Annotated in this window: 15 protein-coding genes and 3 pseudogenes; 13 read left to right on the top strand and 5 right to left on the bottom strand. The window is 72.5% G+C overall.

What is annotated here, in order from left to right:
* Window positions 1-82 precede the first annotated feature (82 nt).
* The 4 genes and pseudogenes from ACEXOX_RS08590 to ACEXOX_RS08575 form a co-directional block, all read left to right on the top strand.
* Window positions 83-1,063 (top strand): annotated as a pseudogene (locus ACEXOX_RS08590) (RNA polymerase sigma factor); the annotation flags it as partial.
* Between the two features lie 831 nt (window positions 1,064-1,894).
* Complete coding sequence (locus ACEXOX_RS08585; RefSeq protein ID WP_406519809.1) at window positions 1,895-2,866, top strand: hypothetical protein; 972 nt, start codon at window positions 1,895-1,897, stop codon at window positions 2,864-2,866.
* An 89-nt stretch (window positions 2,867-2,955) separates the two neighbouring features.
* A complete protein-coding gene (locus ACEXOX_RS08580; RefSeq protein ID WP_406519808.1) occupies window positions 2,956-3,516 on the top strand; it encodes a hypothetical protein in 561 nt (186 codons plus the stop codon).
* 108 nt (window positions 3,517-3,624) lie between these two features.
* Window positions 3,625-4,613 (top strand): annotated as a pseudogene (locus ACEXOX_RS08575) (alpha/beta fold hydrolase).
* 109 nt (window positions 4,614-4,722) lie between these two features.
* On the opposite strand, the gene ACEXOX_RS08570 reads toward ACEXOX_RS08575, so the two are convergent.
* Window positions 4,723-6,195: an amino acid permease gene (locus ACEXOX_RS08570; RefSeq protein ID WP_406519807.1), complete on the bottom strand. Its 1,473-nt coding sequence runs from the start codon at window positions 6,193-6,195 to the stop codon at window positions 4,723-4,725.
* A 570-nt stretch (window positions 6,196-6,765) separates the two neighbouring features.
* Between ACEXOX_RS08570 and abc-f the strand changes: the two genes are divergently transcribed.
* From abc-f to ACEXOX_RS08540, 6 genes and pseudogenes are all read left to right on the top strand, one after another.
* Window positions 6,766-8,436, top strand: a complete 1,671-nt coding sequence (abc-f, locus tag ACEXOX_RS08565) for a ribosomal protection-like ABC-F family protein (RefSeq protein ID WP_406519806.1) — start codon at window positions 6,766-6,768, stop codon at window positions 8,434-8,436.
* A gap of 357 nt (window positions 8,437-8,793) precedes the next feature.
* Window positions 8,794-9,935: pseudogene (locus ACEXOX_RS08560) on the top strand (Vms1/Ankzf1 family peptidyl-tRNA hydrolase).
* A gap of 217 nt (window positions 9,936-10,152) precedes the next feature.
* Window positions 10,153-10,542, top strand: coding sequence for a GntR family transcriptional regulator (locus tag ACEXOX_RS08555; RefSeq protein WP_406519805.1), 390 nt, complete (start codon window positions 10,153-10,155; stop codon window positions 10,540-10,542).
* Window positions 10,539-11,432: an ABC transporter ATP-binding protein gene (locus ACEXOX_RS08550; protein ID WP_406519804.1), complete on the top strand. Its 894-nt coding sequence runs from the start codon at window positions 10,539-10,541 to the stop codon at window positions 11,430-11,432. The genes ACEXOX_RS08555 and ACEXOX_RS08550 overlap by 4 nt, the downstream gene beginning before the upstream one ends.
* Entirely contained in the window at window positions 11,429-12,436 is a 1,008-nt protein-coding gene (locus ACEXOX_RS08545) for an ABC transporter permease (RefSeq protein ID WP_406519803.1), read from the top strand. The genes ACEXOX_RS08550 and ACEXOX_RS08545 overlap by 4 nt, the downstream gene beginning before the upstream one ends.
* A gap of 493 nt (window positions 12,437-12,929) precedes the next feature.
* Window positions 12,930-14,162 (top strand): amidohydrolase, encoded by a 1,233-nt coding sequence (locus ACEXOX_RS08540; RefSeq protein WP_406519802.1) that lies wholly within the window; start codon window positions 12,930-12,932, stop codon window positions 14,160-14,162.
* On the opposite strand, the gene ACEXOX_RS08535 is transcribed toward ACEXOX_RS08540, so the two are convergent.
* On the bottom strand, window positions 14,126-14,335 hold the full coding sequence (locus ACEXOX_RS08535; RefSeq protein ID WP_406519801.1) for a hypothetical protein: 210 nt from the start codon (window positions 14,333-14,335) through the stop codon (window positions 14,126-14,128). The two genes, ACEXOX_RS08540 and ACEXOX_RS08535, sit on opposite strands and share 37 nt — an antisense overlap.
* A gap of 308 nt (window positions 14,336-14,643) precedes the next feature.
* Here ACEXOX_RS08535 and ACEXOX_RS08530 point away from each other — a divergent pair, with 308 nt between their 5' ends.
* Window positions 14,644-14,763, top strand: coding sequence for an LPFR motif small protein (locus tag ACEXOX_RS08530; RefSeq protein ID WP_280526800.1), 120 nt, complete (start codon window positions 14,644-14,646; stop codon window positions 14,761-14,763).
* A 69-nt stretch (window positions 14,764-14,832) separates the two neighbouring features.
* On the opposite strand, the gene ACEXOX_RS08525 is transcribed toward ACEXOX_RS08530, so the two are convergent.
* Complete coding sequence (locus ACEXOX_RS08525; RefSeq protein ID WP_406519800.1) at window positions 14,833-16,980, bottom strand: catalase; 2,148 nt, start codon at window positions 16,978-16,980, stop codon at window positions 14,833-14,835.
* Between the two features lie 351 nt (window positions 16,981-17,331).
* Here ACEXOX_RS08525 and ACEXOX_RS08520 point away from each other — a divergent pair, with 351 nt between their 5' ends.
* Window positions 17,332-18,171: a SigB/SigF/SigG family RNA polymerase sigma factor gene (locus ACEXOX_RS08520; RefSeq protein WP_406519799.1), complete on the top strand. Its 840-nt coding sequence runs from the start codon at window positions 17,332-17,334 to the stop codon at window positions 18,169-18,171.
* 51 nt (window positions 18,172-18,222) lie between these two features.
* Window positions 18,223-19,056, top strand: coding sequence for a VOC family protein (locus ACEXOX_RS08515; RefSeq protein ID WP_406519798.1), 834 nt, complete (start codon window positions 18,223-18,225; stop codon window positions 19,054-19,056).
* Window positions 19,057-19,127: 71 nt separating this feature from the next.
* Here the strand turns inward: ACEXOX_RS08515 and ACEXOX_RS08510 are convergent, their stop codons facing one another.
* Entirely contained in the window at window positions 19,128-19,886 is a 759-nt protein-coding gene (locus tag ACEXOX_RS08510; RefSeq protein ID WP_125048521.1) for a trans-aconitate 2-methyltransferase, read from the bottom strand.
* A gap of 127 nt (window positions 19,887-20,013) precedes the next feature.
* Window positions 20,014-21,225, bottom strand: coding sequence for an aminotransferase class V-fold PLP-dependent enzyme (locus ACEXOX_RS08505; RefSeq protein ID WP_406519797.1), 1,212 nt, complete (start codon window positions 21,223-21,225; stop codon window positions 20,014-20,016).
* Between the last annotated feature and the right edge of the window lie 4 nt (window positions 21,226-21,229).

Raw genomic sequence — 21,229 nt, 5'->3', positions numbered from 1 at the left:
ACTCACCTCGCCCGTCATGCGACCGCAGGAGACAACCGAATCCCCGGCCCCGGAAGCCGTGCCGTCCGACGGTACGGCCATCGAGGCGGCGGGCGGATTCACCCTGTCCCACGGTGACGAGGGGGACGCGCCGGCGCAGCAGGTCGCCGGCGCCGGAGCCTCCGCCGACCCGGTCAAGGACTATCTGAAGCTGATCGGCAAGGTGCCGCTGCTCAACGCCGAGCAGGAGGTGGAGCTGGCCAAGCGCGTCGAGGCCGGGCTGTTCGCCCAGGAGAAGCTGGACACCGGCGAGCCCGCCGGGAAGCTCCGGCGCGAGCTGGAGATCCTGGTCGCGGACGGCGCCCGAGCCAAGGAGCACCTGGTCGAGGCCAACCTCCGGCTCGTCGTCTCGCTCGCCAAGCGCTACACCGGCCGCGGCATGCTCTTCCTGGACCTGATCCAGGAGGGCAACCTCGGTCTGATCCGCGCGGTCGAGAAGTTCGACTACGTCAAGGGATTCAAATTCTCGACGTACGCGACGTGGTGGATTCGCCAGGCCATCACCCGGGCGATGGCCGACCAGGCCCGGACGATCCGTATTCCCGTCCACATGGTGGAGATCATCAACAAGGTGGCGCGGATTCAGCGCCAGCTGCTCCAGGACACCGGCCGCGAACCCACTCCGGAAGAACTGGCCAAGGAACTCGACATGGCCCCGGAAAAGGTCATCGAAGTACAGAAATACGGCCGTGAACCGATATCCCTGCACACCCCGCTGGGGGAGGAGGGCGACAGTGAGTTCGGCGACCTGATCGAGGACACCGAAGCTGTCGTCCCGGCGGAGGCCGTCGGTTTCTCCTTCCTCCAGCAGCAGCTGCGCTCCATCCTGGAGACCCTCGCCGACCGCGAGGCCGGTGTCGTCTCCATGCGCTACGGCCTCAAGGACGGACAGCCCAAGACGCTCGACGAGATCGGCAAGGTCTACGGCGTCACGCGTGAGCGGATCCGCCAGATCGAGAACAAGACCATGTCGAAGCTCCGCCACCCGTCGCGGTCCCAGTTGCTGCGCGATTACCTGGACTAGGGGAGCCGGTACCCGGGCTAGGGGTGTCGGTACCTGGACCAGGAAAGCCGGAGGGCTCGCGGGAGCGGAGCGTCGGACGCGTCGGACGGCTCGCGGGGAGCGGCGCAGGGGGCGCGCGGCCCGCTCAATGCGCCCTCCGCCGGCCGGTGACCGGCCGGCGGACCGCTGCTAGCCTCGCTGGCAGCGGCTCGCGGGGGACGGGGGTCCGGGATGAGGTCCGCAGCAGCGAAAGCCGGTCGTGCCACCGTGACGGTGGTGCTGATCCTCGTCGCCACCACCACGGCTTGTGGCCGGTCCGCCGGGCCAGGCCCCGGTGGCGTCCCGACCGGCGCGGGATCCGGCGGCGCCATGTCGTCGGTGTCCGGGAGCGGCGCGGCGGACAGCGGGGGTCAGGCGCGCACGGGTCGAGCGCGGGTGGGCCCGGCGGCCGGGACGGCTCGTACAGCGCCGGAGACGGTTCGCACGGCGCCGGAGAGGGCTCGGCCGCGTACAGCCAGGGTGGCGACCCGGTCGCACCGGTGTCACAGCCGCCGGAGGACACCGGCAGCCCGGAGACGTTCGGCGTCGGCGACACGCCCAGCCAAGGCCACGAGTCGCCCGCGCCGTCGTGCACCGACTCCACGGGTCGGAAGATCTCGTGCCGGGCGGACGATTCCTCCCCGCCGACGGAGGAGAGTGGCCCCAGCCCTTCGCAGACGGACACCGGGCAGTACGGGCGGAACGGGGACGGCGGCCCGACTGGCGAGACCCGGCAGTCCCCGCGGTCGGCGGACGCCGGGAACACCCGGCCAGGCCCCAGCCCGGCCGCCACCGACGTGCCCTGACCCGGCGATGAGCGCCCCGCCTGCCGTACCGGACGATCCGGCCCCCGCCGCGGCCCGTGCCCGTGCCCGCGCCCGGCGCCGCAGACAGCTCCGCCGTGCTGCCCCGCTCTCCCGTGCCTCCGGCCCCGACACGCCGCCGCAGCCCGGCCAGCGGTTCGAGTGGGCCAACACCGTCCTGGGCGCCGGATCGCTCGTCGGCGGCCTGATGTTCTACGCGGGCGTCATGCACAGCAGCGCCTACTTCGCCTACTTCCACGTCCGAGCGTCGATCCTCGGCTTCGGCTTCCCCCAGATGATCATCTGGAGTCTGCGCCTGGTGACTCTGCCGGTCCTCGTCAGCCTCGCCCTCCTGGCCGTGACGCCGCGCCTGCCGGAACTGCTCGTCTCGCTCCGTGTCCCGCACCGCGTCACCCTCGGGATGCGCCGCGCGAGCCGGGCCGTCGCCCGCCAGTACGTACTGTTCGTGGCCGCCGGTGTCGTGCTGATGCTGCTGTGGCAGCACATCCAGCCGTACGGGTGGGCGGCGCCGCTGCTCGTGGCCACCGGCCTCGTACTGGGCCAGAGCGACGCGGCGAACCCGGTACGCCCGGCGCGTGGCCTGTGGCGCAGGGGCTTTCCCATCGCGGCGGCAGCGCTGTTCCTCGTATGGGTGATCGCCCTGGTCGCGGGCCGCCTGGGTACGCAGGACGCCCGGTCGACCGCCGCCCACCTCGTCCGCCGTCCCGCCGTCGTCGTGCTGAGCGTCGAACGCCTCAGCCTGACCGGCCCCGGCCTGATGACCGAGACCCTCCCGGGCATGCACTACCGCTACCGCTACACCGGGCTGCGCCTGATCCTGGAGCGCGACCGCCGCTACTACGTCCTCCCCGTCGGCTGGCGTGCCCGTACCGACCCCGCCTTCGTCATCGAGGACGACGACACGATCCTGGTCCAGCTCATGCCGGGCACCCAGCCCCGGGACGGGACGGACATGCGGTGAGAGGCCGGTGCCCCGCGGAGCCGCCCAATTCTGGTCAAGCGTGCAACCATCTTGCATCCGCGCCGGTCTGGCCTCGTATGAACGGATCGATGACCGGGACACGGTCGCAGCGCGTGGCGGGGACCGCCGCGGCCGTGGTGCTGGTGACGCTGGCCGTGACGGTGACGGCCGGCGGCAAGGCTCCGGTGGCCGCGGTCGCGGACGAAGCGCCCGCCGCGGGGCCGCGGCTGACGCTCACCGGCCTGACGGACACCTACTCCATCCCCCCGTACCGCCTCCCGCTCCGGGACCACCTTCCCGAGGAGTACCGGATCACCCTGGAGGTCCGGGAGGCGCGCGTCGTCAAGGATGTCGAGGTACGGATCGACCTGCCCGTCCTCGCGGGCCGGGCGGACATCACCCGGGTCGACGAGGGGCACGGGTGCGCTCTGGCGGGCCAGATCGTGACCTGCGCGCTGGGGGACGTCGAACGGGGTGTGGCCTTCGCCCCGTTCACCCTCGCCCCGCGGCAGGGGGCCGCCCCGGGACCGGCCGGAGCCCTGACGATCACCGTGACCAGCGCCGGCACGCCCGCCGCCCGGCACACCACCCAGGTGGCCGTCGGCGCGCCCGCGGCACAGCCCGCCGGCGCCCCCGTCGGGCGGGAGTGAAGCCCGTCCGACGCCGTTCCGCTGCGCGGCCGTTGGCCGTACCGTTCGGTGCGTTACGTGAGACCCCGCACCGAACGGTGCGCCCGGCAGACGACCGCAGGAGGACATGTGACCAGCGCAGTCGAGCACAGCTCCGTCGAGGTGAACGGCGTCCGGCTGCACATCGCCGAACAGGGGAGGGGCCGCTGGTCCTGCTCCTGCACGGCTTCCCGGAGTGCTGGTACTCCTGGCGCCACCAGTTCGCGCCGCTGGCGGCGGCCGGGTACCGGGTCGTGGCGCCGGACCAGCGCGGGTACGCGCGCAGCGACCAGCCGGCCGACATCGCCTCGTACACCATGCTGCACCTGACCGGTGACGTGATCGGACTGATCCACGCGCTGGGGGAGGAGCAGGCGGTCGTCGTCGGCCACGACTGGGGCGCCCCGGTGGCCTGGACGACGGCACTGCTGCGTCCGGACGTGGTGCGCGGTGTCGTCGGGCTGAGCGTGCCGCCCGCGCCGCGCTCTCCCGTGGCGCCCCTGGCCCACCTGCGGGAACTCCTCGGGGACGGCTTCTACCAGGTCTACTTCCAGGAACCGGGCGTCGCCGACGCCGAGCTGGCCCGGAACCCGACCGCCACCTTCCGCGCCATACTGTCCAACGGCTCCGGCGACAGCCCGTTCACCGACCCGCCGCGCCCGTGGGTCGTTCCGGAGGGCGCCAAGCTGCTGGACACGATGGAGGAGCCGGCGGAACTGCCCGGCTGGCTGACCGAGGAGGACATCCAGACCTTCGTCGGCGAGTACGTCCGGCACGGCGCCCGTGCCTTCACCGGCGGTCTGAACTGGTACCGCAACATCGACCGCAGCTGGGAACTGCTCGCGCCGTTCCAGGGCCGCGGTATCGACGTTCCCGCCCTGTACATGGCGGGCGACCGCGACCTGGTCCGCGCCTTCCCGGGCGTCGACCAGCTACTGCCCGCCCTGGAACGGGTGATGCCGAACCTGCGGCAGGCCCCGGCCCTGCCCGGCTGCGGCCACTGGACGCAGCAGGAGCGGCCGGCGGAGGTCACCGCCGCGCTGCTGGAGTTCCTGGCGGAACTGCCCGCGGCGAAGTGAGGGGAGGGGACCGGCGCACGCTGTGGGGGACCGACGCCGTACGCCCGGCTCAGTCCCGGTCCGGCCCAGACCGGTCCCGGTCCCGGTCCAGTCCGGAACCCCCGTACCGCTACACCGCGGTCTGCGCCTCCTCCGTCGTGTCCCGCGTCCGCTCGTTGAGCTTGCTGTGCCGCCGGCCGTAGCCGAAGTACAGCGCGAGGCCGACCGCGAGCCAGACCAGGAAGCCGACCCAGGTGATGAGCTGGAGGTTGAGCATCAGGTAGAGGCAGCACAGCAGCGAGACCAGCGGGATGAACGGCACCCACGGCGTACGGAAGGCGCGGGGCAGGTCGGGGGCCGTGCGCCGCATGATCAGCACACTGGCGGACACCGCCGCGAAGGCGAACAGCGTGCCGATGTTGACCATTTCGGCGAGCAGGTCGAACTTCAGGAACGCCGCCAGCGCCGCCATGATCACGGCGAGCACGACCAGGTTGGCCTTCGGGGTGCCGTGCCGCGGGTCCACCTTGCACAGCGCCTTCGGCAGCAGCCCGTCCCGGGCCATCGCGAAGATGACGCGGCTCTGCGACCGGAAACAGATCAGACTCACCGCAGCGAGGCCGACCACCGCGCCGAGACTGATGACTGTGGCGAAGAAGGGATGGCCCTTCGCGGTGAAGGCGTCGGCCAGCGGAGCCTTGACCGACAACTGTGAATAGTGCTGCATTCCGGTGACCACCAGGCACACCGCCACGTACAGCACGGTGACGATGATCAGCGAGGCGATGATGCCGATGGGCAGATCGCGCTGGGGGCGGCGTGTCTCCTCGGCGGAGGTCGCCACCATGTCGAAACCGATGTAGGCGAAGAAGACCATGGCGGCGGCGCTGAGAATTCCCGCGACGCCGAATGCCGTCGGGGTGATGCCCGTCAGAAGCTGCAACAGCGGAGCCTGTAGTCCGGACACCTTGGCGGTGTGCTGCGCCTCGGGAACGAAGGGCTGGTAATTCGCGGTGTCGATGAAGAACAGCCCGGCGACGATGACCAGCAGCACGATCGCCAGCTTGATGCCGACCAGCACGTTGGTGACGCCCTTGGACAGCTTTCCGCCGACGACGAGCACCACGCCCAGAACGAGCACGAGAAGCGCCGCGGGAAGGTTCACCACGGCGTCGTCACCCCCGCTCAGCGCGGCGGGAAGGTGCAGTCCGAGGCTGTTGAGCATCGATTGCAGATAACCGGACCAGCCGACCGCCACCACCGCGGTGGCCAGGGTCAGTTCCAGGCTCAGCGCCCAGCCGATGATCCAGGCCGGCAGTTCGCCGAGCGAGGTGTACGAATACGAGTACGCGGAGCCCGCGACCGGGACCGAGGAGGCGAATTCGGCGTAGCACAGCGCGGCGCAGGCGCAGACCGCGGCGGCGACGACGAAGGAGAGCGCCACGGCCGGTCCGGCCATGTTCCGGGCCACCGTACCGGTCAGCACGAAGATTCCGGTGCCGAGAATGACACCGACCCCGAGGATGGTCAGATCGAGCGCGGAAAGATCCCGGCGAAGTTGTTGTTCGCCCTCTCCACGAGCCTCCTTGACGGCTCGCTCCAAAGGCTTTTGCGCAGCAGACTCACGGTGGGTGTTCCGAACTCTCTCAGGGATACGGGAAACGGACGTACGCGTTCCCGGTCGGAGTCTCCGTCAGGCGTCCGCGTCCTCGCAACGTAACGCTCCGGCATCTCAAATACTGGGACCGGCGCCGGGACGCGGCGCACCGCGTGCGGGAATGGGACCGGCCCGGCGCGGCCCGGTACGGGCGTGTCCCGCGCCGTTATTTCCGTTCGTCGTCCGAGCCTGTCGGCTACAGTGGAGGACATGGCTTCCTGGTACTACTTCATCTGAGACCGGGCGTGACCGCGGCCGGCTGAGGCTTCGCCGCTCCGCCGTACGACCGGCAGCGTTGCCGCCCGCGCAGGATCACTTGCCGCCGGGCCGCCGCGCCGATTCCGCGGTCACCTTCTTTCCGCAGCCGCAGCCGGAGACGCATCCGTACCCGCATTTCGCATTCTCCTGCGCGCTGCCTTCCCGGCCTCCATCGGAATCCGGCCCCCGTGCGCAGCGCGCCCGGCGCGGCCACGACGTACCCAGGGAATACCCGTGCGCCATCGCGCCCAATTGACCATGAAAGACGTCTCCCGCGGCTACGGTGACCGCACCGTGCTGGAGCAGGTGTCGCTGACCGTGCGCCCCGGCGAGAAGGCCGGCGTCATCGGCGAGAACGGCGCCGGCAAATCCACGCTGCTGCGGCTGCTGGCCGGTGCCGAGGCGCCGGACACGGGCGAGATCACCGTGTCCTTCCCCGGCGGCACCGGCCATCTCGGCCAGACCTCCGCACTCGACCCGCGCGGCACCGTCCAGGACGCCGTCGACGCGGCGCTCGCCGAACTGCGTGACCTCGAAGCCCGGATACGCGCCGCGGAAGCCGCGCTGGCCACCGCGACGCCGGACGAACTCGACGCGTACGGCGAGCTGTTGACCACGTACGAGGAGCGTGGCGGCTACCAGGCCGACGCCCGTGTGGACGCCGCCCTGTACGGCCTCGGCCTGGGCCACCTCACCCGCGACCGGGTGCTCGGCTCGCTCTCCGGCGGCGAGCGGTCGCGCCTGTCGCTCGCCTGCGTACTGGCCGCCGCACCCGAACTGCTCCTGCTCGACGAGCCCACCAACCACCTAGACCAGCAGGCCATCGCCTGGCTGACGGCACACCTCGCGGCGCACCGCGGCACGCTCGTCGTCGTCACCCACGACCGTGACCTGCTCGAAACGGTCACCTCGGCCATCCTTGAGGTCGACCGCGACCTGCGGACCGTCACGCGGTACGGCGACGGCTGGCAGGGCTACCGTACGGCGAAGGCCGCGGCCCGCCGCCGCTGGGCGCGGGACCGTGAGGAGTGGCTGGCGGAGGTCGCCAGGACCGCCGATCTGGCGGAGTCGGCCGGCCGGCGGCTGGCCGGGACCGGCAAGGACCCGCACGAGGGCTTCGGCAAGCACCGCCGCTCGCACGAGGCGAAACTGTCCGGCCAGGTCAGGGCGGCCCGGCAGCGGCTGGCCCGGCTCCGGCGCCATCCGGTGCCGCCGCCTCCCGTACCGCTCCGGTTCACGGCCGAACTGGCCACGGCCACCCCTTCCGCCACCCCGTACGCCACCACGGCTGCGACACGGCCCGCCGCTACAGCCGCCACCACACCTGGCCCGCTCGCCGAACTCACCGACATCACCGTCGGCGACCGGCTCCGCATCGCCGAGCTGACCGTGCGGCCGGGCGGCCGCCTGCTGGTGACCGGCCCCAACGGCGCGGGCAAGTCGACGCTGCTGCGCGTCCTGGCCGGTGACCTGCGCCCCGACACGGGCACCGTGCGCCGACCGGCCCGTACCGGATATCTGGCGCAGGAACTGTCCACCGCACCGCCCCGGCAGTCCCTGCTCGCCGCCTTCGCCGCCGGCCTCCCCGGCCCGCCCGAGGAGCACGCGCCCGGGCTGCTGTCCCTCGGGCTGTTCCGGGAGGAGGACCTGGCGGTCCCGGTGGCGGCCCTGTCCGTCGGCCAGCGGCGCCGGCTGGAGCTGGCGCGCCTGGTGACGCGCCCCGCCGACCTGCTGGTCCTGGACGAGCCGACCAACCATGTCTCGCTCGCCCTGGTCGAGGAGCTGGAGGAGGCGCTGTCCGCCTACCGCGGCGCGGTGGTCGTGGTCTCCCACGACCGACGCTTCCGCAGCGGGTTCAGCGGACGTGAGCTGGAGCTCGACGGCGGTCGGGCTGTGCGGGAGCGGGAGGGTGCCGAGGGGAGCCGCTGAACGGGCGGACGGCGGGCGCGCTCCGGGTGCGCCCGCCGCGCCGAGGGCCGAGAGTGGAGGAGGAGCCCGCGAGGAAAGGGTGAAGCGACAACCAGTCCGGTGATGGAGGGGCATGGCGGCGCGGTGAACGGGCACGCGTGCGGACAGGCCGGACGGCGGCGTACGGCCGGGGAGCGGTGTACGGCACACGAGCACGTGTCCGGCACACGGGACCCACCGGCCGCGAGCGCCACACAGAAACCGTCCGCACACGTTGTAACCATCGAAAACCGGGCACCCGGAACACCGTCAAGACATCACCGTCAAGGCTGTCACGCCTGTCAGTCGGTGACCCGCGCACCCTGAGGAGGAAGCGCCATGCACCTCTCGCTCCTTCAACCGATCATCGACCGGCCGGGCCCCTGGGCCTCCGTGTACGCCGAGGTGCCGCACAGCACCGAGGACGCGGCCAAGCAGCGGGAGCTGTCGGCGGACGCGGCGGCCCGGCAGCTCGCGGAGCAAGGGGCGGACCGGGCCACGTGCGACGCCGTGCGCGAGGCCCTGGCCGGATTCCGCGCCGACGGTGACACCGCGGCCCTCTCCGGGCGGGCGGTCTTCGCCACGGACGGCGAGGTCGTCCTGGACACGCCGCTCGCCGGGCGTCCCGCCCAGTCGTTCGCGGCCTGGTCGCCGCTGCCCAGGATCACTCCGTGGGCCGAGGCCGCGGCGGACAACGCCGGCTGCCTCGTGGTCTACGTGGACCGCCAGGGCGCCGACTTCGAGCTGCACGACGACCGGGGCGGCGAGGCGGTCGGCAAGGTCGACGGCGTGGACTGGCCGATCCACCGTACCGCTACGGCGGACTGGTCCGAACGGCACTTCCAGACCGCGGTCGAGAACACCTGGGAGCAGAACGCCGGCGAGATCGCCGAGGCCGCGCAGCGCGTCTTCCACAGCTGCGGCGCCAAGCTCATGCTGCTGGCGGGCGACCCCGCGAACGCCGCTCGGTCCACGACAAGCTCCCCGAGCAGCTGCGCTCGGTGACCTACGAGAGCGACCACGGCGGCCGGGCCGCGGGCTCCGACAGCACCGCGCTGGCACGCGACATCGCCCACGTACGCGCCGCCCATGAGCGCGACCACGTGGCCGACGTCCTCGACCGCTTCCGGGCGGGCGCCGGAGTGGGCGGCACGGACCCCGCGTACGCCGCGACCGGCGTACCGGCCCTCGTCGAGGCGGCGCGCGAGCACCGCATCGACACCCTGATCATCACCCCCGGCGGCGCCGACGCCGGCCGCGAGGTCTGGGTGGGCCCCGGCGCCGACCAGCTGGCGGTCCGCAACTCCGAACTGCAGTACCTGGGGGAGACCAACCCGTCAGCGGCCCGCGCGGACGATGCCCTGCTCCGCTCGGCCGCCGCGAACGGGGCCGAGGCCGTGGTCGTCCGCGACCCCGCCGAAGCCCCGGCCGGCGGCCTCGGCGCCATCCTCCGCTGGAGCACACCGACCCAGCACGAGTAGGCCCACAGACGCACCGGACCGGTGCCCGGACAGTCTCCGCACTGTCCGGGCACCGGTCTTTCGCGTGTACGGGAGCGGCACGTCAGCGACGGCAACGGACGCGAACCGGCCGCGACCGTCCGGGATCCGGCCAACTCCGTTACGGGACACCAGGATGCGGGCCGTCATACAGCTAGAGTCCTAAAGTGCTAGGAGCCTAGATGAATAGAGTTGGTCCGTGATGGAGTTCCACCTCGACACCCGCTCCGGTGTCGCGCCGTACCTGCAACTGGTCCAGCAGGTACGCCAGGCCCTGCGCCTCGGCCTGCTCTCCGAGGGGGACCGCCTGCCCACGGTCAAGGACGTCGCGGCCCAGGTGGCGGTCAACCCCAACACCGTCCTCAAGGCGTACCGGGAACTCGAACACCAGGGCCTCGCCGCGCCCAAACCCGGGGTCGGCACCTTCGTGACCGGCACTCTCGGCGACCTCTCGCCCGCCCAACACGAGCCGCTGCGCCGGGAGTTGCGGCGCTGGCTCGGCAGGGCGCGGGCCGCCGGGCTGGACGAGGAGGGCATCGAGGCGCTGTTCCGGACCACGTTCCGTACGCACATCGAAGAGGAGACATGACCGCGATTCTGGAAACCGCAGGCCTGGGCAAGCGGTACGGGCGCCGCCGGGCGCTGTCCGACTGCACCCTGAGCGTGCCGCGCGGGCGGGTGGTCGGGCTGGTCGGCCCCAACGGCGCCGGGAAATCGACCCTGTTACAACTGGCCTGCGGGCTGATCTCGCCGACCTCGGGCACCGTCACGGTCCTCGGCGAGCCGCCCGCGTCCGGCCCGGAACAGCTGGCGAGGGTCGGCTTCGTCGCCCAGGACGCACCGGCCTACGCCGCCCTGACCGTCGCCGACCACCTGCGCCTGGGCGCCCGCCTCAACCCGGGCTGGGACGCCCGGCTCGCGGCGGACCGCATCCGCCGGCTCGGCATCGACCCCGCGCAGCGGGCCGGCGCCCTCTCCGGCGGGCAGCGCGCCCAGCTCGCGCTGACCCTCGCGGTCGCCAAACGGCCCGAACTGCTCCTCCTGGACGAACCGGTGGCCGCCCTCGACCCGCTGGCGCGACGCGAATTCCTGCGCGGCCTCATGGAGTTCGTGGCGGAGCACGAAGCCACCGTCATCCTCTCCTCGCACCTCGTCTCCGACCTGGAACGGGTCTGCGACCACCTGATCGCCCTCGTCGCCTCCCGCGTCCGGCTCGCCGGCGACGTCGAGGAACTGCTCGCCACCCACTTCCGCCTCACCACGGCACGCCGCGACGGCGACAGCCTGCCGGACGGCCTGGAGGTCGTCCGGGCCGTCCACACCGGCCGGCAGAGCACCTTCGTCGTCCGTGCCGAGACCGCCGTCCACGACCCGGCCTGGGTCATGGAACCGCTCGACCTGGAGGACCTCGTGCTCACCTACCTGGACCCGGCCGGAGCCACGCCCGGCGCCCGACCCGTACCGGAGAGGCTGAGATGATCTGGCTGACCTGGCGCCAGTTACGCGTCCACGTCCTCGTCGCCCTCGCAGCCCTGGCCGCGATCGCCCTCCTCCTGCTGGTCACCGGCCTGCGAATGCGGCACTCCTATGCCACCGCCGTCGCCGGCTGCGCGAGTGGCTGTGCCGCCGCCGAGGCGGACTTCCTCTCCCGGTACACCGGCTTGTCCCACCTCGCCACGGGCCTGGTGATCGCCGCACCCGGCCTGCTCGGCGTCTTCTGGGGCGCGCCGCTCATCGCCCGCGAAGTGGAGACGGGTACCCACCGGCTGGTCTGGAACCAGAGTGTGACGCGCGCCCGCTGGCTCGCGGTCAAGCTCGCCACCGTCGGCCTGGCCGCCGTCACCGTCACCGGCCTGCTCAGCCTCCTGGTGACGTGGTGGGCGGGTCCCCTCGACCAGGTCGCCATGGACCGCTTCTCGCCCCTGCTGTTCAGCGCCCGTGGCATCGCGCCACTCGGCTACGCGGCCTTCGCGTTCACCGTCGGCGCCTGCGCCGGGCTGCTGATCCGCCGGACCGTACCCGCCATGGCCGTCACCCTCGCGGTCTTCGCCGCCGTCCAGATCCTGATGCCGGTCGCGGTCCGCCCGTACCTCCAGGAACCGGTGCACACCGATGTCGCGCTGGACCTCTCGCAGAGCACGTCGGGCCGCTTCACGCTCCTCAGGTCGGGCTCCGGCGCCGAGGCCCGCGTGGACGTACAGGTGTCCAGGCCCGGTGACTGGGTCGTCTCCGGGGCGAGCCCGGTCCTCGACCGGTCCGGCCGGGACACCGGCCGCAGCCTGGAATGCGGGCAGAGCGCGGCGCCGGCCGGCGACGGGGGAGCCGAGGGCTGCACCGTCCCGACGGACCTGCACACGCGGATCGCCTACCAGCCCGCCGACCGCTACTGGGCCTTCCAGTGGTCCGAAACCGCCGTCTACCTCGCCCTGGCCGTCCTGGCGGGCGGCTTCTGCTCCTGGTGGCTGCGCCGCCGCAGGAGCTGAGCGGGCCGGGGCCGTGCGGGCCGGGGCCGTGCGGCGGACTCCTTCCGCCGGGGCCGGCCGTCGGGTCCAGGGCCGCCCCGGCAGGCAGGGCCGAGCTGGTCAGGCGAAGCCGTAGGAACCGGCTGAAGTCGCCGTGACCTGCTTGCTCACGGTCTTGGTGAAGACCGTCACCGTCAACTCGACCTTCCTTTCGCTCTTCCTCCTGTGACCCACGCTCGCAGGCTAGGAGCGGGCGCACCGGCCGGACAGGGCGCACGTTCCGCGCCCGGTCGCGGATTCCGGGCGCACACCGGGGGGAACGGCGCGTCCGTCCCACGAAGCGCGAGCGCACCAGCACCGCCTGCCGGAGCGGACGGAACGGCAGGCACACTCTGGGCCTGGCGGCGGCCGCCGCGTTACGGTCCATGACCATGGACCGCTGAACCGCACCCCACCCGGGCGCGCTCCGGCCGCACCGGCCGCTACGGGATGCCCACCGACGAGGAGGCCGACCTTGGCCCGTACCGCCCCCGCCGCCACCCCTGACGCCGCGATCCGCGCCCGGCTCGGCGCCGTGCGCGACCCGCTGCTCTCGCTCGCCCGCGACCTCCACGCGCACCCCGAGACGGCCTTCGCCGAACACCACGCGGCCGACGCCCTCACCCGCCTGCTGGCGGACGCGGGCTTCGCCGTCGAGCGCGGTACGGCCGGGCTGCCGACCGCCTTCACCGCCACCGCGGGACCGGCCGACGCCGACCTGACCGTGGGGCTGTGCCTGGAGTACGACGCGCTGCCGGACCTCGGCCATGCCTGCGGGCACCATCTGATCGCCGCCGCCGGGGCAGGCGCGGCCATCGCGCTGGCGGCGGCCGCCGGTGACCTCGCGGTGCGGGTGAAGGCGCTGGGCACGCCCGCGGAGGAGGGCGGCGGCGGCAAGATCCTCATGCTGGACGCGGGGGCGTTCGACGACGTGTCGTGCGCGCTGATGGTCCACCCGGGGCCGGCGGACGACTTCGGCGGTACGTCCCGGGCCTCACGCGGTGTGCGGGCGGAGTACCAGGGCCGCGCCGCGCACGCGGCCATCGCGCCGTACGACGGCCTGAACGCCGCCGACGCGTGCGTGGTCGCGCAGACCGCGCTGGCCCTGCTGCGCCAGCAACTGCCCGACGGCGTACGGATGCACGGCATCGTCACCCACGGCGGTGACCGCACCAACATCATCCCGGCGCGCGCCCGGATGAGCTGGCAGCTGCGCGCGGACACCCTGGACGAACTGGAGACGCTGTGGCCCCGCGTACGGGCCTGCTTCGAGGCGGGCGCCGTGGCCACCGGCTGCGAGCTGACGCTGACCGAACCGTCCCCCGCCTACGCCGACCTGCGCCAGGACGCGTGGCTCGGCGACACCTACGCACGGCACGTACGGGCCCTGGGCCGGGACCCCGAGCCCGCGGTGTTCATCGGAGCCTCCACCGACATGGGCAACATCAGCCAGGCGCTGCCCGCCGTCCACCCCACCATCGGCCTGTCCTGCCACGCCCGGCCGCACACGGCCGAGTTCGCCGAGGCGACCACCGGCGAGCACGCCGACCGCGCGGTGCTGGACGGCGCCCTGGCGATGGCCCTGACAGCCGCTGACCTGGCCGCCGATCCCGAGCAGCGGGCCCGGGTCACGGCGGCGCACCGTGCCCGGGCCCGTTCCGCCGGTACGCGTCAGGGGCGCTCGTCGGCCGGCTCGCCTCTCGGGTGACCCGCCGCGTTCTGCTGCTCCTCCAGGTTGGTGGAGAACGTGTCCCCTTCCTTGCCGACCCGCTCGTCCTCGTCCGTCTCGCCCGTGACATCCAGCTCCGCGTCCTCGAACTCCTTGACCAGCTCGTCGGCGGCGGAGTCGGTGTGCTCGCGGTCGTTTCCCTTGGTTCCCATGGAGCAGTCCTTCCTGTGGGCCCGCCGGCCGTGCGGCCCGGCGGGCCGGTCGTCCGGCGCGCGCCGTGGCCCGGGGCTCGCGGGGTGGTGCGGTCGCCGGGCACCCGGTGTGCGCCGGGCGCCCCACGCACCAGCGGGTTCCCTGCCGTGCGGTGATCATGCCCGGGCGGGTGGTGGCCCGTCCGCCCGTACGGGTTTCCCGCGCCGTACGGGGGCTACCCGGTGCTGCGGCCGTTCGCGGCGGGCCGGGGACGGGCGTCCGGCCGGTTCCGGCCCGCCGCGACCACCGAGACCAGGAGGTGCGTGGGATGTTCCGAGCGATCGCGGACGTGCTGAGGGCCGTGGGCAGCACGCTCGCGGCAGTCGTCACCTTGCCGTTCAGGGCGCTGGCCCGGCTGTTCGGCGGCGCCTCACGCTCGGCCCGCTGACCCGGCCGGGCCGGGAAGGCGACAACAAGAGCAAGAAGGCGGACGGCCGTCTCTCGGTCGTCCGCCTTCTTACCGCCTGCGGCTTACCGCCTGCGGCTTACCGCCTGCGGCCCGGTGGCAGCCGGGCAGCGCCGGGCGGTTCCAGTGCCGGTGTGCCGCGACCGCCTCGGCGAACGCGCCCGTGAAGTCCTGGGCCGTCGTCCCGCCCGCGAGCCGGTCGGTGACGATGCCCGCCTCGGAGACGGTCGCGTCCCCGTCGGCCGCCGTACGCAGCTCGCCCGGCAGCTGGTCCGCCAGCTTGTCCACGCTCGCGCCCAGGGCGCCGATCGGCTTGCCGTGCCGGTAGGCGCTGCGGACGAACCGCAGGGCCGCGTCGTCGGCGGCCGCGTTGCCGGAGTCCAGACCGCCCGGGGGCAGCAGCACCGCGTCGTAGAGCACCGAGGCGACGGTGGGCAGCGCCCGGTCCACGGCGAGCGTGCTGCCGTCCTTGTCCTGCACGGTGCCGTCCTGCGGGGCGAGCAGTTCCACGATCGCGCCCTGCTCGGTCAGCGCGTCGCGGACCGCGATGGTCTGCGCCGCGTCCACGCCGTCGGAGACCAGCACGGCGATCTGCCGGGTGCTGATCGAGCCGTCGCCGCGGTTGTTCTCGAAGCTCAGCGCGGGGGAGGGGGCCGGCTGCGGCGTGTTCGGGCGCTCCGGCGGCGCGGGGACGCCGATGCCCTCGGCGACCGCGACGGCCAGCGCGTGGTCCACGTACGAGAGCTGCTCGACGGTACGGGCGCGGACCTCCTTGGTGCCCACCTTGCCCAGCTCGAAGCGGAACGCGTCGACGATGTGCTTCTGCTCCCAGTCGGCCATGCTGTGCCAGAACATCGCCGCCTGCGTGTAGTGGTCCTCGAAGCTGGGGCTGCGGCGCCGGATCTTCCGGCCGTCCACGCGCTCGGTGTAGTGCCGGAACGCCGGGTCGTCCGGGTCGGCCAGCGCGGGGCAGCCGCCGCCGAGCGAGTTCGGGTGGTAGTTGGCGCCCCGGTGGATCTCGTTCTGGTGGTACCCGTCGCGCTGGTGGTTGCGGACCGGGGTGACCGGCCGGTTCACCGGGATCTGCGAGAAGTTCGGCCCGCCGAGGCGGATCAGCTGGGTGTCCAGGTAGGAGAAGTTGCGGGCCTGGAGCAGCGGGTCGTTGGTGAAGTCGATGCCCGGTACGACGTTCGCCGTGTGGAACGCGACCTGCTCGGTCTCGGCGAAGAAGTTGTCGGGGTTGCGGTTGAGCACCATCCGGCCGATGGGCTCCACCGGGACCTGCTCCTCCGGAATGATCTTGGTGGCGTCCAGCAGGTCGAAGTCGAACTCGTGCTCGTCCGACTCCGGTACCAGCTGCACGCCCAGCTCCCACTCGGGGTACGCGCCGGCCTCGATGGTGTCCCACAGGTCCCGGCGGTTGAAGTCGGGGTCCCGGCCCTGGGCCTCCTGGGCCTCGTCCCACACCAGGGAGTGCACGCCCAGCTTCGGCTTCCAGTGGAATTTCACGAAGGTGCCTTGACCCTGCGCGTTGACGAACCGGAAGGTGTGCACGCCGAAGCCCTGCATCATCCGGTAGCTGCGCGGGATGGCCCGGTCGGACATCAGCCACATGATCGTGTGCAGCGTCTCGGGCTGCAGCGAGACGAAGTCCCACAGGGTGTCGTGCGCGGAGGCGCCCGTCGGGATGTCGTTGTGCGGCTCCGGTTTCACCGCGTGCACGAAGTCCGGGAACTTGATGCCGTCCTGGATGAAGAAGACCGGGAAATTGTTCCCCACCAGGTCGTAATTGCCCTCCGAGGTGTAGAACTTCGTCGCGAATCCCCGCACGTCACGCACGGTGTCGGCGGAGCCGCGCGGGCCCTGCACGGTGGAGAACCGGACGAACACCGGGGTCTTCACGGACGGGTCCTGGAGAAAGGCGGCCCGGGTGAATTCCGCACACGAGCGGTACGGCTGGAAATACCCGTACGCACCGGCTCCGCGCGCGTGCACCACCCGCTCCGGGATCCGCTCGTGGTCGAAGCGGGTGATCTTCTCCCGGAAGTGGAAGTCCTCCATCAGTGTAGGGCCGCGCTCGCCGACCTGGAGGGAATCGTCGGTGTGGTCGACCGGCACGCCCTGGTCGGTTGTCATGGGCCCGGAGGCCGGGTCTTCGGCGCGGAAGCGGTCACGCTGTTCTTGCTTCGGGTCGGCCATCGGATTCTCGCTCCTTGTCTGCCCTGTCCACACGTGTGCGGGAGCCCGTACGGTCAATGGCACGCCGATTCCGGCGGCCCGTCGCGACGGCACTCCGCCGGGCTGGGTATCCGGCATTACGGGATGCCAAACATGCATTTCGGGCCGGTCGGATGACGGGGTGCAGCGGCGCGTGAGCGCTCCGCAGGCGAGCCGCTCCGGATCGACCTATGCTCGGGTGTGCAGACGTTGGGCGTACGCCGCGTACCTGGTCGGACCCGGTGTGCGGGCAGCCGGAGGCTGTCTCGAAGGTGTGCCTCCGCCGTCTCGGAGACGACGCCCAGATCCCGCGTCCGTTGGGAGAGTGGTCCCGTGAGCACAGCTGTCACGGCTCCGTCGCGCCGCCGACGAGCTTTTCCGGACACCCCGGACGCGGCCGAGACGAACGCCGTTTTCACACGCCTGGCAGAACTGCCCGAAGGCCCGGAGAAGAGGCGGCTGCGCGATGAACTGACACGCGCCTGGCTGCCGATGGCGGTACGTCTCGCGCTGCGGTTCCGGGACCGAGGCGAAAGCATGGACGATCTGAAACAGGTGGCCGCGCTGGGCTTGGTGAAGGCCATCGGCGGGTACCGGCCCGAGCGTGGCAGCGCATTCGAGAGTTACGCGATCCCCACCATCGTCGGTGAGGTCAAGCGGCATTTCCGGGACTGCACCTGGGGCGTGCACGTACCCCGTCGCGTCCAGGAACTCCGCAACACCGTACGGCTCGCCGTACGCGAACTGGCCGCGGCCTCCGACAGCCGTTTCCCGACCGTCTCGGAGATCGCCGAACGCACCCGGCTCTCCGCCGACGACGTCATCCTCGGCCTGGAAGCCATCGAAAGCTACAAAACCCTTTCGCTGGACGCCGAGCGGCCGGGCGCCGACGACGATTTCGCCCTCCGTGACAGTATCGGTTTCACCGAGTCGCAGTACGAGCTGGTGCTCGCCCGGGAAACGGTGCGCGACGGTCTGCGCGGCCTGCCGGAACGTGAGCGCCGCATCCTGTACATGCGGTTCTTCTGCGACATGACGCAGAGCCGCATCGGCGAGGAACTGGGACTGTCCCAGATGCATGTATGCCGTCTCATCAAGCGGACCTGCGCCCGCATTCGCGAGCAGGCCGACGGGACCGGCCCGGAGGCGCCCGCCAGTTCGGTTGCGGCTTGACCCGGTGAAATAGCATGCGGTCCCGCCTTTCCTGGTAGGACCGCAGTAGCAGTGCTGGAGACAATGGTGGAGAAGGGCCGGCTTTACATGGGCGAGTGCCAGATGACGTTTGTTCCCGGGGTGCCGTCGTGGGCCACCCTCCTGACGGGGGACCTCGACGTCGCGACGCGTTTCTACGGGCCGCTGCTGGGCTGGCGGTTCGAGGCCGGACCGGACCGGTGGGGCCCGTACGTACGGGCGATGGCCGGGGACACGGCGGTGGCGGGGCTGAGCGCGGCCGCCCGCCACACCGAACTGCCCAACGCGTGGACGACGTACTTCGGTACGCACAACGCGGACGAGGCGGCGAACGGGGTGCGGGAGCGCGGCGGCACGGTCGCCATCGGCCCGCTGGACTTCGACGCGGGCCGGCTGGCGCTGGCCGCCGACCCGGCCGGGGCCAACTTCGGCCTGTGGGAGTGCCGGGAGAGCGACCCGGGGGCCAACCGGCAGCCGGTCGGCACCGGCGCGCCGGTCTGGGTGGAGCTGCGCACCCGGGACGCGTTCGACGCCGCGCGGTTCTACGGCGACCTCTTCGGCTGGTACAGCGAGGCGGACGGCAGCCCCTTCGACGTGCGCTGGGAGGACGAGCGGGTGGTGCTCAGCGCCGACGACCGGGACGTGGTGGGCCTCTACGGCGGTGCCATCGAGGCGGCGGCCGACCCGCAGGTGCGGCCGCGCTGGAACATCCACTTCCAGGTGCCGAGCGTCGAGGAGGCCGTGGAGACCGCGAAGAAGCTGGGCGGCCAGGTGGAGTCCCAGGCCGAACGCACCCCACACGGTCCCGTGGCCGAGCTGCGCGACCCGGAGGGCACCCTGTTCCACATCATCGGCGCCGTCACCTGAGCCCGCCGGGCGGGACGACGGCGACGCCACGCCCGAGCCCGCCGGAACCACCGCCCCCGGGCCCGCCGGACCTACCGCACCGCCACCAGCACCGCGTCCTCGCCGAACTGCCAGACCGGCGCCGCGTGCCGGAATCCGGCCCGGCGCAGCAGCCGTACGTGATGGGACAGCGGCAGCCCGTTGTGCACGCTGTGCGCCGTGTGCCGGGCGCGGCGGGCGGTGAACGGGCCGGCCAGCTCCGGGTCGGCGGCGGCAGCGGCCCACCAGGCCGCCCAGTCCTCGCGGCCGGGCGGCCGCTGCCGTTCGGCCCGCCGCAGCCCCACCTGGGCGGCCACCTCCGCCGCCCGGTCCCCCCGCGGGCTGCGGAACCGGTCGCTGTTGACGAGCACGCCGCCGGGCCGGACCAGGCCGGCGAGGTCCTCGTACGCCCGGCGCAGCGCGTCCGGCGCCAGGCAGTGCAGCGCCGTCGAGGAGACCGCCGCGTCCAGCGGGCGGTCCAGCCCCAGGGCGCCGGTCCAGCCGGCCGCGCCGACCGGCGCCTCGACGAACCGCACGGCGTCGCCGTGGTGGGCCCGGCCCAGCGCCAGCAGGACGGGGTCCTTGTCCACGGCCACGACGTCCGCGCCGGGCAGCCGCCGGGCCAGGCGCGCGGCCAGCGACCCGGGCCCGCAGCCCAGGTCCAGGACCAGCGACCGCTCCTGCTGCGCGGTCACCTTCTCCACGGCGTCGGCGACGACCGTGAAGCGTTCCTCACGGTCGATCGCGTACCGCTGCTGCTGTCGTTCCCACCGCCGCACCCACAGGGCGGCCGTAGCCGTGCTCAGTCCCATCCGGTTCGCGCCACCTCAGCCGTCTCGCACCTGTCCGCCGGTGGTCCTCAACCTACAGGTGAAAACGGTTTCCAATGGCGTGCTGTCACTCCAAAGGGGTCACTCCCCAGGGGCGGGCCCCCAGGAGTCAGGCACACGCGCCCAGCACGTCCAGCAGCCGGTCGATCTCTGCCGGGGAGTTGTACGCGTGCAGGCTCACCCGCACCGAGTGCTGCCGCTCGCCCCCGCTGCCCTGGCAGAGACTGTCGGAACGGACCATGAAGCCGTGGTCGAACAGCGCGAAGCCGAGATCGCCCGAGTCGATGCCGCGGTGCCGGAAGGTCACGATCCCCTGCCGCCGCTGGATGTCCGCATCGGCCGCCAGACTGCGCCCGCAGCCCAGGACCTGGTACGCGGGCAGGTGGCGCAGCCCTTCGGTCAGCCGGGCGGCCAGCGCCGACGCCCACCGCTCGACGCGTCCGGTGCCCACCGCGTCCAGCCAGTCGAACGCGGCGAGCAGGCTCCGGATGCCGGTGGTGTTGGGGCTGCCGTCCCACCCGCCGGGCACGAACGCCGGGCCCCGCGCGTTACGGGACCACACGGCACCGGAACCAGGCAGCGCCAGGGCCTTGTGCCCGGAGAAGACGGCGAAATCCACGTCCAGGTCCGCCAGCGACACCGGGATGTGGCCCACGCTCTGCGCCGCGTCCAGGCAGATCGGCACGTCCGGGCCCACCGCCTGCCGGATGCGGTGCACGTTCATGTCGCCGCCGTAGACGTGATGGACGTGTGTGACCGCGACGAAGCGGGTCCGCGGCCCGGCCAGCGAGGCCAGGGCCGCCGGGTCGTAGTCGCCGGACCCCGCCTGGTACGGCATCGGGCGGACCCGTATGCGCAGACCCTGCCGGGCGAGCAGGTCCCGTACCTCCAGCCACGGGACGATGTTCGCCTGATGGTCGGCGAGCGGGACCACGATCTCGTCGCCGTCGGACAGCTGACCGGCCAGCCAGTCGTGCGCGACGGCACGCAGCCCCGCCGTCGCCCCGCTGACGAAGTGCACCCCGGAACGCTCCGGCTCCGGATCGCCGAGGAACTCCTTGACGCGCTGCCGGGTCTCCTCGACCAGCGCCGTGGTCCGGTTGGCCCAGGTGTAGGTGCCGCGCCCGGCGTTGGCGTTGCCGGTGGTGAGGTAGTGCTGCACGGCGTCCAGCACGGCCTGCGGCTTCTGCGTCGTGGCGGCGTTGTCCAGGTAGGCGAGCTGCGGGGCGCCCGTGATGATGGGGAACTGGGCGCGTACACCGGTGTGCCAGGCGTGCAGTTCGTCCAGTGCCGCGGTGGCGGGCGGGTTCGTCGTGGTCATCGGC

This window comes from Streptomyces sp. Ac-502, assembly GCF_045222935.1.
GTDB classification, from domain to species: Bacteria; Actinomycetota; Actinomycetes; order Streptomycetales; family Streptomycetaceae; genus Streptomyces; species Streptomyces monomycini.
This window is presented reverse-complemented; position numbering and strand designations above follow the sequence as displayed.